General features: G+C 33.9%; 11 protein-coding genes, 1 tRNA gene and 1 pseudogene. 7 read left to right on the top strand and 6 right to left on the bottom strand.

All coding sequences use genetic code 11. The features are described from left to right. Positions 1 to 73: 73 nt before the first annotated feature. Both rpoD and O9A_RS08415 read left to right on the top strand, forming a co-directional pair. Complete coding sequence (gene rpoD, locus O9A_RS06270) at positions 74 to 2,077, top strand: RNA polymerase sigma factor RpoD (RefSeq protein WP_034459786.1); 2,004 nt, start codon at positions 74 to 76, stop codon at positions 2,075 to 2,077. Between the two features lie 793 nt (positions 2,078 to 2,870). Beyond that, a pseudogene (locus tag O9A_RS08415) lies at positions 2,871 to 3,268 on the top strand (YcgN family cysteine cluster protein); the annotation flags it as partial. Between the two features lie 72 nt (positions 3,269 to 3,340). Here O9A_RS08415 and O9A_RS06265 read toward each other — a convergent pair. Beyond that, positions 3,341 to 4,084, bottom strand: coding sequence for an SIMPL domain-containing protein (locus O9A_RS06265; protein ID WP_034459783.1), 744 nt, complete (start codon positions 4,082 to 4,084; stop codon positions 3,341 to 3,343). 168 nt (positions 4,085 to 4,252) lie between these two features. Between O9A_RS06265 and O9A_RS06260 the strand changes: the two genes are divergently transcribed. Beyond that, positions 4,253 to 4,329 (top strand) — tRNA-Ile (locus tag O9A_RS06260). A gap of 2,633 nt (positions 4,330 to 6,962) precedes the next feature. After that, the gene (locus O9A_RS08410; protein WP_084790515.1) at positions 6,963 to 7,145 is read left to right on the top strand and encodes a hypothetical protein; all 183 of its coding nucleotides are present in this window, start codon (positions 6,963 to 6,965) and stop codon (positions 7,143 to 7,145) included. On the opposite strand, the gene O9A_RS06255 is transcribed toward O9A_RS08410, so the two are convergent. Beyond that, entirely contained in the window at positions 7,069 to 7,383 is a 315-nt protein-coding gene (locus O9A_RS06255; RefSeq protein WP_034460272.1) for a helix-turn-helix domain-containing protein, read from the bottom strand. The genes O9A_RS08410 and O9A_RS06255 overlap by 77 nt on opposite strands. 471 nt (positions 7,384 to 7,854) lie before the next feature. Between O9A_RS06255 and O9A_RS08405 the strand changes: the two genes are divergently transcribed. Both O9A_RS08405 and O9A_RS06245 read left to right on the top strand, forming a co-directional pair. After that, entirely contained in the window at positions 7,855 to 8,481 is a 627-nt protein-coding gene (locus O9A_RS08405; protein WP_245262475.1) for a hypothetical protein, read from the top strand. Between the two features lie 225 nt (positions 8,482 to 8,706). Beyond that, positions 8,707 to 9,021 (top strand): hypothetical protein, encoded by a 315-nt coding sequence (locus O9A_RS06245; protein ID WP_034459780.1) that lies wholly within the window; start codon positions 8,707 to 8,709, stop codon positions 9,019 to 9,021. Positions 9,022 to 11,749: 2,728 nt separating this feature from the next. On the opposite strand, the gene O9A_RS06235 is transcribed toward O9A_RS06245, so the two are convergent. Both O9A_RS06235 and O9A_RS06230 read right to left on the bottom strand, forming a co-directional pair. Continuing rightward, on the bottom strand, positions 11,750 to 11,929 hold the full coding sequence (locus O9A_RS06235; protein WP_034459775.1) for a YegP family protein: 180 nt from the start codon (positions 11,927 to 11,929) through the stop codon (positions 11,750 to 11,752). A gap of 419 nt (positions 11,930 to 12,348) precedes the next feature. After that, on the bottom strand, positions 12,349 to 12,888 hold the full coding sequence (locus tag O9A_RS06230) for a helix-turn-helix domain-containing protein (RefSeq protein WP_034459772.1): 540 nt from the start codon (positions 12,886 to 12,888) through the stop codon (positions 12,349 to 12,351). Positions 12,889 to 13,250: 362 nt separating this feature from the next. On the opposite strand from O9A_RS06230, the gene O9A_RS06225 reads away from it, so the two are divergent. Continuing rightward, positions 13,251 to 14,309, top strand: a complete 1,059-nt coding sequence (locus tag O9A_RS06225) for a DUF475 domain-containing protein (RefSeq protein WP_034459770.1) — start codon at positions 13,251 to 13,253, stop codon at positions 14,307 to 14,309. A 46-nt stretch (positions 14,310 to 14,355) separates the two neighbouring features. On the opposite strand, the gene pncA is transcribed toward O9A_RS06225, so the two are convergent. Together pncA and O9A_RS06215 are read right to left on the bottom strand one after the other, a co-directional pair. Then, positions 14,356 to 14,964 (bottom strand): bifunctional nicotinamidase/pyrazinamidase, encoded by a 609-nt coding sequence (gene pncA / locus O9A_RS06220; protein ID WP_034459768.1) that lies wholly within the window; start codon positions 14,962 to 14,964, stop codon positions 14,356 to 14,358. Positions 14,965 to 15,011: 47 nt separating this feature from the next. Beyond that, complete coding sequence (locus tag O9A_RS06215; RefSeq protein ID WP_034459765.1) at positions 15,012 to 15,542, bottom strand: hypothetical protein; 531 nt, start codon at positions 15,540 to 15,542, stop codon at positions 15,012 to 15,014. Positions 15,543 to 15,561 lie beyond the last annotated feature (19 nt).

Here is a 15,561-nt window from a genome sequence, read left to right as displayed (position 1 = left end):
ATTGATACGCTAAGTGGGAACGCAACAAACTGGTCACGTGGAATTTGCAGAGTGATCAAGTGGAGTTAACGGTATGGCAACAAAGGTTAAACAGAAAGACAATACAGAAGTAACGACCCAAGCGAGTGTGGATAGTCCTCTTCTCGATTTTTCTGATGATGCCATCAAAAAAATGGTTAAACTTGCCAAAAAAAATGGTTATGTAACAATGGATGAACTGAATGCAGTTCTTCCTCCTGATGAGGTTACATCTGAACAAATTGAAGATACCTTGGCGATGTTCTCGGAGATGGGTATTAATGTCGTGGATGATGAGGGTGAGTCTGAGAATTATGAAGAAGAGGTTACGGTAGAGGGGGGCGATTTAGTAGAGGTTACGAGCAATGCGCTTGTAACGACAGCCAGGCGTGAGCTAATAGATCGCACCGATGATCCAGTGCGCATGTATTTGCGTGAGATGGGTGCTGTTGAGCTCCTTTCACGAGAAGGTGAAATTGCCATTGCTAAGCGTATTGAAGCAGGGCGTGAAACAATGATTGCTGGGCTTTGTGAGAGTCCCTTAACTTTTCAGGCTCTTATTATCTGGCGTGAAGAATTAAAAGAGCAGCGTATTCTACTTCGTGAAATTATTGATCTTGAAATGACTTATGCAGGTCCAGAAGCTAAGCAGGCTCCTGTTATTGAACGAAATGAAGTCCAAAAGGTAAAAGAGCAAAAGTCTTCTTCTGGCATGCGTGATATGGAGAATATTGCGCGAGATATAGGTATCGAGGAGGATGATGAGGAAGACGATGATGTTAATTTATCGCTTGCTGCAATGGAAAATGAGCTCTGTCCTCAGGTCATGGAAACTTTGGATTTTATTGCTGAAACCTATGTGAAATTGCGAAAATTACAAGATCAGCATGTTGAAAGTAGTTTGGCAGAGTGTAAAGAGGGAGCTCTTTCACCTTCACAGAAGAAAAAATGTATTCAATTGAAAAGCGAATTGGTTCAGGCAGTAAAATCTCTTTCTTTGAACCAAAATCGTATTGAGGCTTTGGTTGAGCAGCTTTATGATATCAATAAGAGATTGATTCATAATGAAGGTAAGCTGAAGCGGATTGCTAATAATTATGGTGTTAGTCATGAGGAATTTTTAAAAGAATACCAAGGTCGTGAATTGGATGCAGATTGGGTTAATTATATTGCAACTTTGTCTGGACGTGGTTGGAAAGAGTTTTCTACGCGTGAAGCGAAAGAAATTAAAATTTTGCGCAGCGAAATACAACATTTGGCACAAGAAACGGCTATTTCGATTGGCGAATTTCGTCGGATTGTAACACAGGTGCAAAAAGGTGAGCGCGAATCAACGATTGCAAAAAAGGAAATGGTGGAAGCTAATTTACGTCTCGTAATTTCAATTGCAAAAAAATATACTAATCGTGGTCTGCAGTTTCTTGATCTTATTCAAGAAGGCAATATCGGTTTGATGAAGGCAGTAGATAAATTTGAATACCGGCGTGGATATAAGTTTTCAACTTATGCAACATGGTGGATTCGTCAGGCAATTACACGCTCAATTGCTGATCAGGCACGCACCATTCGTATCCCTGTTCATATGATTGAAACAATTAACAAAATTGTTCGCACATCTCGTCAGATTTTACACGAAATCGGACGTGAACCTACACCAGAAGAATTGTCTAGTAAACTTTCTATGCCCTTAGAAAAAGTGCGAAAAGTTCTTAAAATTGCAAAGGAACCGATTTCACTTGAAACACCCGTTGGTGATGAAGATGATTCCCATTTGGGTGATTTTATTGAAGATAGAAATGCATTATTGCCGATAGATGCAGCTATTCAAGCTAATCTGCGTGATACAACAACTCGTGTACTTGCTTCATTAACACCACGTGAAGAACGTGTTTTGCGAATGCGTTTTGGTATAGGAATGAACACTGATCATACGTTGGAGGAAGTTGGTCAACAGTTTTCAGTGACACGCGAGCGCATTCGTCAGATTGAAGCAAAGGCGCTTCGTAAGTTAAAGCATCCCAGTCGTTCACGCAAATTGCGTAGTTTTCTTGATTCTTAACAGTGTTGTATTTTTTCAAAGATGTATACTTTATTGATGAAGATGGATGAAAGAGAGGTATATCATGTAGTTCTTGAGGTATCTTTCGGCCAAAGATAAAAGATTGGATGTTGAATATTTTTTACAGAATTTGCATTGTCAAAATGTTTTCTTGATTTTGTTATCTTGTATTATGGTTTATAAAGCGGCCTGAAATTATAAGGTCATTTTTTGAAAGAGTAGATATATCTAGAGCGTTATCTTGCGTGCACTGGTAAGTTTATTAACAGAGATAATATATAAGAATCCTTAAATCAGATTACATCTATTTTTTTGAAGAGAAGGTAAAGTTTTTTGTGCGGAGGCATTCATAAAAGCGGTTATGTTTGTATGTGGATATGAAAAATTTCGATTGAATTATAGTATTCTTTTAGGTCGTGTGCATTTCATTTTTAAAGTTCGAGAACGATTTTGTTCTCTAAACAATGGTATATTATGATCTTCCTATCTTTTTTTCAAATCTTAATTGAAGGTGCAAAGCCTCAAGAATGCAATATGTATCATTGTATATACAAGCTTTATTTATGTTTTGTTCACAACAGATGTGTGTTTAAAGTGTTTTCCATTTTTACTAAGCTGAGCTTTAAGAAAATTGTCTTGAGGCAATGTATTGAATAGGATATTCTTTTTAATAGATAAAAATGTATACAATTATGGAGATTTAAATTATTTCTTTCGCTTCTTGATAGCTTCTCTTATTTGGAAAAACTGTGGCTACTGTTATGGATAAAAAGGCTTCCTTTTAGAAAGTAAAAAAAAATTAGAAGAGGTTTCCCTTTCTGAGAGGGAGAGTCTTTATGATGGCTATGGGCGTTGTTGTCTACACAAAGTGGAAGATGATGATACTGGAGATATCTATGCCACCAGTGTTGCTTGTTATCTTTTAGATGGTAAAATTTGCTGGTGTCGGGGCTATGTTCACTGTGATCAATTGTTCTAGATTGTATATCGTTGAATATTGCAACGATTAAAACGATTCGTTGGCTTCCGGAAAGTTGTACTTATCAATTAATTTATGAGGGGAAAGATCTTTATTGGTGGCATCCACTGGTGTCAAGAAATTATCAGACAGTCCATCAAACACAATTTTTTGTGCGTAAACAAATATAGATTTATGAAGATGAATTGTCTTCTGAAGAAGATTACCTTTAAGATATCACCGGCATTCTCTATGAAAACCGGTAATAAGGTTGTTTTACTCGGTGATTGATAATATTATATGACTTAATTGATAGCAAATACTACGGTGACACTCACGTTATAATTTAGTTCACCACTTGAAAAAGCTGTATCTGTGTAGCTTGCATTTACTGTCTTGCTCATTAAATGTGGCCTTGAATAATAATTGTCATCGGTTTCATTGATTTTAATAATTTTTCCTAATTTTAAATTAGCAGCCTCTGCTATAGTTTTTGCTTTTTCAATCGCTTCAGTAATAGCTTGTTTCCGTGCTTCTTGATAGAATGGTTTTGTATCGGCATTGGTAAAGGTAATGCCATGCACTGAATTAACGCCAAGCGCCATTGCTTGATCAAATATTTTCCCGGCGTTGGAAAGATCACGAATGCGTACTGTTAAAGAATTTGAAACATGATAGACAATTCCATTTCCATTGTTCTTTTTTTCGTGATGTTTACCTTGGTTAGATTGATAAATGGACAAGCCTGATGTTTGCAGATCATTTTCTTGAATGCCATTGTTCTTAAAAGCGTTTACAATATCATTCATAGATTTATTATTGTCCGCTAATGCTTTTTGGGCAGTTTTATTGTGTGTAACAACAGCGAAATTGATAATTGCCATATCTGGTGTTGCTTGATTTTCACCGGTTGCAGTAACCGTAATAGTTGCATTTTTCATTTTACTTTCTTCAGCGTGTGTGATAGGCGAAGCTGCTAGCAGTGTAAGTGTTATCATAGTTATTTTAATTGGATAACTTTGCAATGGTTTGAAAATTACTTTTTTCATATCTATTCCTTTTCATTTGTTGATTGACTATCTTTTCATTTTGTGGAGTTCTTGTAAAGAAATTAGGGTAGTAGAAAAAAAATCGATAAAAAAGAGAAAAAGGTGGTTTATAATTTGATCAAGCCCTTGTAGCATAAAAAATTTTAGTCTAGAGAGAAATTGTTTGTGGGGCCTGTAGCTCAATTGGTTAGAGCCAGCGGCTCATAACCGCTTGGTTGGGGGTTCAAGTCCCTCCGGGCCCACCAATGCTTAATAGAATGAAGAGCTTTTTTAGCAGTTAGAGAACTTTATGATTGTTCTTTTATTGTAGCTCTTCACCTAGTTTTGTATGTTTTTTTTGTATTTTTTTAAATATCTTTTTTACTGTCTTCTTACAAAACTATCTTTGATGACGAATGCACTTGATAATAGGGAATCTTTATGAATAATAGAAAATTTTTATAAAAACAACATGTTATCACATATTCTTACCCTTTTCCCATTCTTCTTACTTAGACAAAACCTTCTGTCAGACTTACATTCATTATGAGGATTATTATTCCAAATTTTGGGAGAGATTTTTTATTGATTTAAGAGAAAGTTTTTGTGGTCAGTGTTTATTTTATAAAGGAACGGTATCTCTTAATTCAGCAAAAAGTGCTTTAAGCTGTGCTTCCATTGTATCTGAATTGGGGCACTACGTATTGCGGTTGATTTCCTTAATCTGTACACCTTATCATAAAAGGCAGGTTGTGTCTCAAGAGAATCAGTTTTAAGTGTTACGCTTGGTTTAGGTAAAATGGGGAGATAGATATGTGTTTGGAATTTACTTTATCTTTGTCCAAGCCAGGAAGTCACCCCTGTTTTTGAGGAGAGTTTTTGCCATCAGTTTGGCTTATCTTTAAAAAGACCATTGAACGCGTTCAGAAAATTTGAGAGATTGTTAAAGTTTTTTGTATCTTTCAACGTCTATTGTAATAAGTGTTTTTATTGTTCTTTAGGAATTTCCCCTATGGCATAGGAAATTTTTATTAGAATGCTTTTTCTTTGTTTGTGTTTGCTAGGCTATAGCAATTAACACGCTTAAAATGCTCTTTGAGTGACAATGTCAATGAACCCGTAACAAGTTTTTTATTTGAGGTAGATGGAGTCTTTATGATTCGGCAAGAGCACTTTTGTTGGTATTAATAAGCTCTTGCATTCCATAGGTTCTGCTTATTCTATGGTTCATAAGCAATGCGCGTTATTATAAAATTGATCATATTGGAGAACGTGTTTAATAAGATGAGGAGGGGGTGAAGTCTTTATAACTTAAGAAAGTGAAAATTTGTCATATTTATTTTTTGACATATTTAATAATTTGTCTGGATAGGTTGTTGAAATTACTCTTGGAACTTTGTTTTAAGAGAGGTAAGCTATTCATCAATGGGCTTGATTTCTCTTAATTTGCAACTTTGTTTGGACTTCTTTTAAAGTACATGCATAATTGATTACTTCATGTTCACGGGGTGGACGCTGAGCCACATCTACAACTTTTTTATGCATAATTTATCTTTGACGTCAAACAATGCATATATTGAAAATAATTATTTAATCGTTAGGAGCCAATCTCTTGAGATTATATGAATTCTATCAGTGAATTTCTACTTCTTCATTTTTTCTAGTTGAAGTGATGTCATCGTAAGTCTGTGTATTCTTCAAAATGTTCATTTCATTGTAAATTGATGTACTGTCTAAGACACAGGTGTTATGATTAACCATTTCCACAACCAGATTTATTCTAAAGTTGAATATCGCTATGAATAACGCACATTGTTTAAAACTTTTATGATGCGGAAAATCCGACATTTTTCATGATTAAAATTTAATATTTTTGTTGTTTTTAGTTTCCTAAAACACCGCTCTGATTTTTGCGAAGTCTTTCAACGTACGGATACAATGTAAATTATGATTACAAATATTGACTGTTTTATCAGTAAATTGACACTTTTGTTCCATTATGATGCTTTTTAAATGCATTGCTTTATTTTTGGAGTCCTTGAGAAAGTAAGTCGATGCTTTTTATTATGATTTTTGCTGGAAGAATGACTTATTCTATTTCATTTGTAGCTTGAGTCGTCATAAAAAAACAATCTATAAGGTCTTTTTTTATTTTATCCTGATAAGACAATAAGTACTTTTTTAAAATATGCTGCTAACCAAAACTCTTTTCCTGTGTTGATTGTGAAGAACTCTTTATATTTTTCATAAGTTTCCTTATTTATGTAAATCTGTTGGCCAGTTCATTATTTTTGCTTAAAGTAAAATTCATTAATACTTGATCTATTGTCTCTTTTTAAGTATCATCGTCTCTATTTATGATAGATCTCTGCGTCAGACTTTGAGGGCACTTGCAGAGGAGAGAGAGGTTCTTTTGAAAAACAGGGGAAAAAAGTTGTAGGCAACGTTGCTGTTCATAAGAACTATCCATATCGCATTGTTATATTTTTGTTTCGCAATGTTGTTTAAAAAACAGTAAGTAGTGTTGTGTGGAATAGAATCGTGATATATTACTTTTTTTAAAGTAAGCCTGTTCTCATTCTCTCACGTAGAATTCAGTAAAATCTTCACAGATATTTTTACATCGGTTAATTATTGGTTCGACTCACAAGATCTGAACAGCATTATCAACGTTGTTGATAAGAGTGATGATGTCAATTGTTTTATAAAGAAGTTTGGACCGTGTGATGTTTTTTGTCTCATCATGGTACATAACCAATAAAATCCCACCTAATTTTATAAAAACCAGTTTGTTTACACAACTGATTCCATACTGCCTATTGCAATTAGTTTTTTCTCAGGTATGGGGGTATGTGTGAACGCTTTAGCGTTATTTAATTCGACTATATTGGAGAAAAATATGAAGAATGAAGAAAACTTTGAGAAAGTTTTACCGCATATTATTGTAAAATGGGAGGCTTTGTCTAAAACTCAAAAGCAGGAGATATTGGAAAGAGTAGAAAATGTTACTGCTTCTTCTCAGTCAGCAGAAGACTTAAAGCTTCAATCTTCTTTTTATCTCCAGACGAAATCAAAGCTATGAGTTTTAAATCTTCATCGGAGATGTTAAAACCTGTTATTACATATATGGCGCTAGCATTTCCGAGTGTATTAAGAAGAGCCATGAGTTTATCTACAGAGGGTCTTTTCCCTCCTTTTATCATTTGTTGTACGTAGTTTTGTCCACAGCCTGCTGCTTTGCTTATTTCGATCATCGTTCGTCCATCACTTTTTATCAGTTCAATTAAACGTTGGAACCAATCTTTTTCAGTCTTTGTCATTTTTAGACCTTTACACATTGACGCTATAGCGTTATTATCGTGTTGCAAATTCAGAATATATGATAAAGGAGCGTGAAAATATCCATGCGGAGATCTTCGCTTATGAAGGATACAGAGTTTTTTTTAATTAGTAATAAAATGCCCCCATACACTTTCGGATTTGAATCAATAAAAACGGTTGCTTAGTTCTACGATTGTTACAGGGTGGACACGTATGACCAGAAATGGAAATACGCATTCGTGCGTTCATAAAGTACTATCCTGATAGTATACGCAGTGGCATTATAAATCAAGATATACTCCAAAATTGACATTTGTAAGAAGTTTGCGCGTTAAGGTGGTGTGCGAACACAGCCGAATTTTGCAGCCTTAAGGAAAAGAATTATGGCTGTAGAAATACAAATTCACGGGTAAAAATGCTGTTTTTCCTTTTGTTTTAATAAATGGGGTCATCGTTATATGGTGTATCACATGCGTGTGTTGAGAGATTTCGTAAACTTCAAGAAAAGTGGTTTTGATGATTTTAGAGATCAAGCTAATTATTGGTTAGAATGTGGTACAAGGAGTAGATCTTTTATCGAAGATCGATATGTTTTTAAGAATGCCAGATTTTATAATGATTCTTATATTTGCAATGGAAACTATGTTTATGATAATGCGCAAATATATTATATGTCGTTTATGTCTAGCGTTACTGCTGTTTATGACAACGCACAAGCGTATGGTCCTATAAAAGTTCGCAGAAGTGCGCATGTTTCCAATAAGGTAAAGGTTATCTTTCATTCCAAAGGGAGTGGTAATGCATATATTTATGGTGATGCAGAAGTTTATGACCATGTCTGTATCACAAATTCTTCTGAAGTTTATGGTAAGGCACGTAAATTTTTCGCAAAATCTCAGATTTATGACAGCGCTTTAGTTTGCGGTCATGTAAAGATTCGTAAAAAGGCAAAAATTTACTGTAATGCCGAGGTTTGTGATTGTGAAGATTTGCGCAATGACGAAAAGATTTACATATGTTGCTGTATTCTCCATGGTGCAAAAGAGGCAAGTAAGAACAATGGAAGTAAGGCGAGTGTTGAGTATTTTCCACCGTGAGCGTTGTTTGAAATCAATTATGTTCTTGCTTTTGGTGTAAATAAATCCAATGGACGTGAGGGTATGGAGTAGAGCTGCTTTACGACATTTATTAGCCTGTTTTTGTAGAGGAAATAAGTATGTCGAGAGTGATTTATCATACTTGGCACATATGGCTTTTTGCATTCTTTTTTTGATAGAGAGCAAAACAAAACACATCTTTTACTGTAATTTAAGGAGATCAAAATGAGTATAAACGAAGTTTTATGGGTAATAATGATTGTTGTTTTGCTTTTCAGCGGTGTTATATTGCGATTTGCTTTGTATTATCGGGATCAGGCTAAAGCTTTTCAAGAAGAAGCAAGAAATATAAAGCATGAATTCTTAAGGGATTCTATAAAGATAACAGAAGAACGAGATAGAGCAATTAGAGAGCAAAATATGGTGATTAAAAGACGCGATCAGGCGATTGCAAAGCTGAAACGACAAGTTAAACAGTACGAAGAAGTTATGCAGCAACATCAGGAAAAGATTAAATCTAAGGATGAAGCAAAAAAGTGATTATATCCATATTGTGCATTCTAAAAGACTTTGGAAATGTTGAGAAGAGCTGATGTAGGAGGCTGTAAATGAAGAGAGGTAAGTTTTGTTTATTAAGGCGACTATTGAGTTGTTGGTGAGGCTGCAGTTTTTGCTAATGCTCACACTTATGTAAAGATAGTCATTGATGACAATGCCAATCTTTGTGGTGATGCGTATATTACTCAAACAATTTTGGAGGAGGCATTAGTTAAGAAAATGAGGTCTCTAGATAAAATATCTTCAAAGAATAGGCATCGAAATGGTCTGGTGTTAGCAAGGAAGTTTTATGAGATGAGGAAAATAAATTGGTCATAATGATCCGACAGAAAAAGTAGGAAGAATAAGATGAATGCAGAGAACATTTGTTCTCTGGGAGAGCAGTGATATTCATAATTTGTCATTTATATGCACTTTATCATGTTTCTTACTTTTTATGAAAAAATAACAAAATTTGCGAGATGAAATAGAGAAAAATAATATTGGATCTAAAAAAATCATGAGGCACTTGTTAGGAATATGAGAGGGTCATGAGGTTTGAAAGAATAGGAGGAGAAGCTTTCCGTAAATGCAATCTAACAAGCATAAGAAAAGGAACAGAAATATACAACTTTCATTATTTTATTTTAAGCATTTTGCATGTTGTTTTGGATGGGAAGATGTAGAGTGCTAAATATTGTGGCTTTAAGGCTAAAATGCAAAGAGACAACTCTAACACTTCATTAAAGCCAACTGAATGATCTTTTAGGGGAAAAATAAAGTTAAGACATTGCTCTGTTGTAGAGTGATTGCTAGTTTTTTCTGCGTTTTTCTTAAGATATTTTTTTGGTAAAATCAAATAGCCTTTCTTCGAGTATATTGGTGCCTTGTATTTGAATTGCTTTTTGGATAATATTTTTTGAAAATCATAATATTTCAATTGTTGGAAGGTTAGGTTGATTATTGAATACGGCTGCATTTGTATTTAAAATGATAATTTTCTTTGCCTTAAAGCCCGGCTTTTGTTTTTCTGCTGATTCCGCTTGCTTCTCTAATGTTTTCTTCTGATTTTTTGAGACAGATTCATTATTTTTCTGAATTTTTTATATCTTCTACTTGAGTTTTTTAGTTCTATTTGGATTTTTTTTAGTCAAAAAGCTTCACTATCACTGAAATTCCTTAATTAGTATAGCTTAAGTTCATTTTTATGATGCCAACTATTGCTCTAGCATATTTCACATATCTTTTTCTCTCCTTCTTTTTGAGGAAAATGATAGTTAAAGAACATAAAAATATTTTTTATAGGATCGCGAATGGTTTCATATGATTCTCTATTTGATCTAGATATGAGAATGAGTTTAACAATTTGTGGTGTGGATGGTCTGATAATAAATAAAATGCTTAATGTTCAAACATGCTTCTGTGAAGGTGGTATGATTCGTTATGTGCATTTTTAATGGCTTACAGAGATCATGTTTACAGATACTGTTCATGTTTATAGTGTTTATCAGCTTTCTTAACAGTGTGGTGTGACATTATCAGATTTTTTAAGGTATCCTTGTTAGGATGGCTAAAAAGCGTGACAGGGGCATACGTCAAAAGAAGAGAGGGGAAAAGCAATATATCCTAGAAAGGAAAAACGCTTCAGAATGACAATAAAGTAGATGCTTGAACGATTTTGTATTAAATTACAGAGCAGAAGGTCAGGCATCTCATTCTAGTTGACTTGGATTAGTTTTTTTGCAAAAATGTGATTTCTTGATTTTTCTTGTTTATCGTTTACGCAAAAATTATGTAAATTTTATTCTTTCTTATTAAATTTCTCCGTTGATTTCTTTCTTTTTTGAGATCTATTTCACCAAACTTGATAAGAATTAAGTCAGACTCTTAATCTCTTCAGGTTGAGAGAGAAGAATGCATTACTTATTGTTTTAAAGTGAGAACAGCATTTCTGTTGTAGTTGTAGTTTAAGTCGCAACGAGGCCACATATCACTCTAAACAAAGTGCGCTATTTTAGCTTTATATCCACACTAATAAAAAGTTTTGTTTTTGACATATTAGTGATCAGTAATAACAAATGTTGACTGTAGAATGCGGTGTTGTATTTTCATTATCGTTGAAATTTTAAAAAATTCGCTTTTCAAAAGCACCTGGTAAATGCCGATTTTTCACGTTTCTTTTCTATAAAGCTTTTAAGACAACCCTTTTTTGAACATTGGATAAACTGTATTGTAAGTTTGGAAAAAAATCTTCTCTGATATTGTTTCTCCGTATATGCCAGATTTTCATGTTTATACTTTGTCTTGTTGAGGAATATTTACAATCTTTTTGTTTATAACTGAAATGCCATGGATGCTGCAAATGTTTTATCGAAATCTAACACAAGATCGGTTTTTATATACTCTCTTGTAGTTTGATAGATAATTTATAGCTATTTGGATTATTATATAATATTGTCGAGAATTATACTGCAAGAAAGGTCGGTATCAGTTGCATGAAGAGCAAAAACATTACTTTTGCCGGTTGATAGATTCAAGAGTTGCTTAATTGTTAGTTTGGAAAACAGATGTAGCACCCACGAAAAGCTTTATTGAGAATTACTTACTAATATATGAGAAACGATATAAAAAACCACTCATGTTTCCCATTGCTGAAAAATCAGCTTTTTCCATTCATTACCTAAAGTGCAAAATACACAGAGTGAAATTTTTATCTTAATGGTAAGGAACGTTAAGATTGTAGCTCTCTAATAGTGGCTTTATGTGTGATCTCTTTTATCTTCTCAATATTTACGAGAATGTCTTGTTTTGTTGGATAACCCTTACTCGAAAAAGCAATTTTTTGTTCATCTCCTGAGATTAGACGCCAGTACCATTGCTTGTGAACCCCTTGAAACACCTCAAAATACATACTTCTTACCTCATAAAATAGTCGATAATTTACAGGATAAATACTCAACCCCTCTGACTATGAGAATTTAAAGTATGTCTCTGCAGTAAGTAGTCAATATATTTTCCTTAATTTTTCCTTAAACAAATAATTTCTATGAGAACTATATTTTGTAACAAGAAAATATTTATTGTCAATAAGTTGCAAATAGGTATTTTATAATACAAAATCTATTTATTTAAATTTAATAACGTTCTATTTCTCTTTAAGAATAGCAAAAAATTCTATTCATTGTTTCCATGCGGGAACATTCAATTATTTTTACGAAAAAAAATTACATGACACACCAAATTTCATCAGCATGGGAAAAACTATTCTTATTTTGTTCTCATGTTGATAAAGTTTTTCTTTGATTTCTTCGTCTATTTTATTATGAACGGTTATTGATTAGCGATAACTTCTTTTTGCGATATGCTTCGAATGAATAAATCAATAAATAAGCTAAGGGCATAAGAGTTGGCCATTTTTGCCTTCATATCGATCAAAGAGGTTGCGGCTTTGGGTGTGTATTTATTAGATGAACCCTGTCTTGACAAATATTGTTGCAACTTCTCATAAGAGCTTTCGATTTTTTCTTGATTTAGTTTTTCACTACGATCGCTATTGGAAAGGATCTCTTCAAGCCCTTCAATTTTTTTTATGAAGTAGTTCCAATCAAAGTCACCTTTAGTATATTCAGCATCAAACATTTTCCCTTGCCCAGTTAAAAGCCAATTAATATTGACACCGTACAATGTGCGATATGTTTGTAATACACTCAGATTGGGTTCCCTTTCTCCACGTTCATAAAAAGCAATAGAGTTTTTTGTCATGCTAAAACTTTTAGCCAATGCTTCACGTGATGGATCCCCCAATGCAAGGCGTATATAACGTAAGCGTTTTCCAAATATAGTTTTTGATTCAGTTTCAGGACGTGCCACGAATTATCTCCCTCAGTAAATCATCATGGTATAATTTTTGACCAATAAAGGCACAGTATGTATTAATATCACATGATGTAATGTTAATATTTATAGTTTTCATTTTTCTCTATTTTTTAATTTTAATATATAAAAAGTTATTTTGATAGTACATAGATAATGATTTTTGAATTTTTATATTATTTAACACTTCTCTTCATTTCCAATAAAAAATGTTTTTACTGATTTTTTTCTTGTTTTTTTGGAGAAAAATTCCATATAGATTTCCCATGGTATTTTATCTTTTTTTGCATTAAGTGATACAATCTTTCGATTTGTTTAGCAGATGAATTTAAAGAAATAAATTTTTAAGGAAATAGATCATGGTTCTATTAGGCTATTTTGGATGGCCTTTTTTTTTCACAATTATTGGTGTCTTTTTAGGAGGAGCTATTGGTTGGTTTGAAACTGGAAGTGTTATTGGTTTTTTTAAATATTTTTTTATTTGCTGTGTTTTAAGCGTTTTAGAAATTTCTTTATTTTTTGATAATTCTATTATCAATGCACGTGTTCTTGGAAGAATGGATCCACTCTGGCGTCGTCGTTTCCTGGTATGGGGCATTCTAATAGCAGTGTTTGGGATGCGGCTTATTTTTCCGTTGTTGGTAGTTGCTGTTGCTGTTGGCATTAATCCAATTGCTGCAGTAAAATTAGCGCTATGGGAACCACATCAATATGCCGCAGTCTTAACAGATGTTCATGTTGCAATTGCGGCTTTCGGAGGAACTTTCCTCATGATGGTTGGTTTGAAATATTTTTTTGATCCTGAAAAAGAAGTACATTGGCTCGTTTTTATAGAGAGACCAGCTCAAAAGATTGGGGCGCTTGTCGGGATTGATATTGCAATCGTTTTGGCTTTGATATTATTCTTCTCAGGACAGGTTGTAACAGAAGATAAAATGGTTTTTTTACTTGCTTCTCTTTATGGACTTTTGACATTTATAGCTGTTGAAGCAGTTAGTTTGCTCTTGGATGCTCCAAAAACGACTTTAGCTACCGTTGCCAAGGGAGGAGTAGGGGCATTTCTTTATCTAGAAATTTTAGATGCTAGTTTTTCTTTTGATGGTGTAGTTGGTGCTTTTGCTTTTTCCCATAATCTTTTTATTATTGCAATTGGCCTTAGTATAGGTGCATTTTACGTTCGTTCTATGACGATTATGTTGGTTGAATCAGGAATATTGCTGCATTATCGTTATTTGGAACACGGAGCTTTTTATACAATTTTAGTTCTCGCAGTGATTATGTATCTGCAAACTCTTCTGTCGGTTCCTGAAGTCTTAACAGGGCTTGTGGGAGTCTGTATTATTGGAATGGCATTTTATTCTTCTCTTCGCTTTAAGCGCTATCACTTCAATAAACATGGTGTGTCTAAATCTGAGTAAATTGAAAATTTTTTATGCATTACAAGAACAGGACAAAAAAGGTACTTTAGGAAGCCATTAAGAGTTCTATACCGGATTCGTTCATAATTTTTAGCATCGTGTTAAGTGATCCATTTAGATCAATACCAGCGCAGGCATTTAAGGAAACGCTGACTTTAAAGCCGCATTGTATAGCGTGAAGTGCAGAGAAACCAACACAAAAATCTGTTGCCAAGCCGCACATAGCGAGCTTTGTAAAACCATGTTCTTTCAGGTAAACTTGTAAGCCTGTTGGTGTTTTTTGATCATTTTCAAAAAAGGCAGAATAACTATCAATTTCTTGATTATAACCTTTTCTGAGGATAAGTTGTGCTTTTTCAACTTGGAGAGATGTATGAAAGTCTGCTCCTTTTGTTCCTTCTACGCAATGATCAGGCCATAGTATTTGGGGGCCATAGTCAAGATTGATAGTATCATAGGGCATTTTTTCAGGGTAGGAAGAAGCGAAGCTGCAATGGTTTTTAGGGTGCCAGTCTTGTGTTAAAATGACATGATCAAAATGCTCTATGAGATTATTAACGATCGGTAAAATGGTATCACTTTGTGGTACTGCAAGTGTTCCACCTGGTAAAAAGTCATTTTGGATATCAATAACGATTAAGGCTTTTTTTTCCATCAACATATTCCTATAGGAGATTTATTTTTGTGATATTCTTTGAGAGACTATATTTCATCTTGAAGTTTTGAGATAATTTGGTGGATATTGGTATTATAATTATCAAGCCAAAAAAAGGGAGTAGATGAGTTTTCACAATTCTTTTTATAGTTTTTTACCAATTGCAACCACGTACCAATGGGTAGTGCACTGGAGTCACTCATCGCTACATGTTGGTGGAGAGCTTTCATGATCATCGGGCTTGGGACGTCAGATCCTAGAAGACGGCGGTCATTTTGTAAACGTAATTTGAGCCACATTAAAGCAAAGGGTGAAGACCACTGTCTTCCGTGACATAAAATTGATGAAAAAAGAGTAGGATTTTTTACTGCGAAATATAAAGCCCATAAAGTGAAAAAGGAGGGGGCATAGAGGATAGGTTTTCTTTGTGATATCTTATTACATTGATAAGTTGGCTTAATGCGATAAGAACACAATATTATATTCGGTATAGAAAAGAGAGGAGATGTTTGATAACAAGTTTCAGGTACAGCTAAAAAGAGCTGTTTTTTGCTTTGATAAGGGGCATTTTTTTGCATTTAAAACCTTAGGAGGGGT

This window comes from Bartonella koehlerae C-29 (assembly GCF_000706625.1).
Taxonomy (GTDB): Bacteria; Pseudomonadota; Alphaproteobacteria; order Rhizobiales; family Rhizobiaceae; genus Bartonella; species Bartonella koehlerae.
Note: the sequence above shows the minus strand (reverse complement) of the source record. Positions and strands in the feature narration are given on the sequence as shown.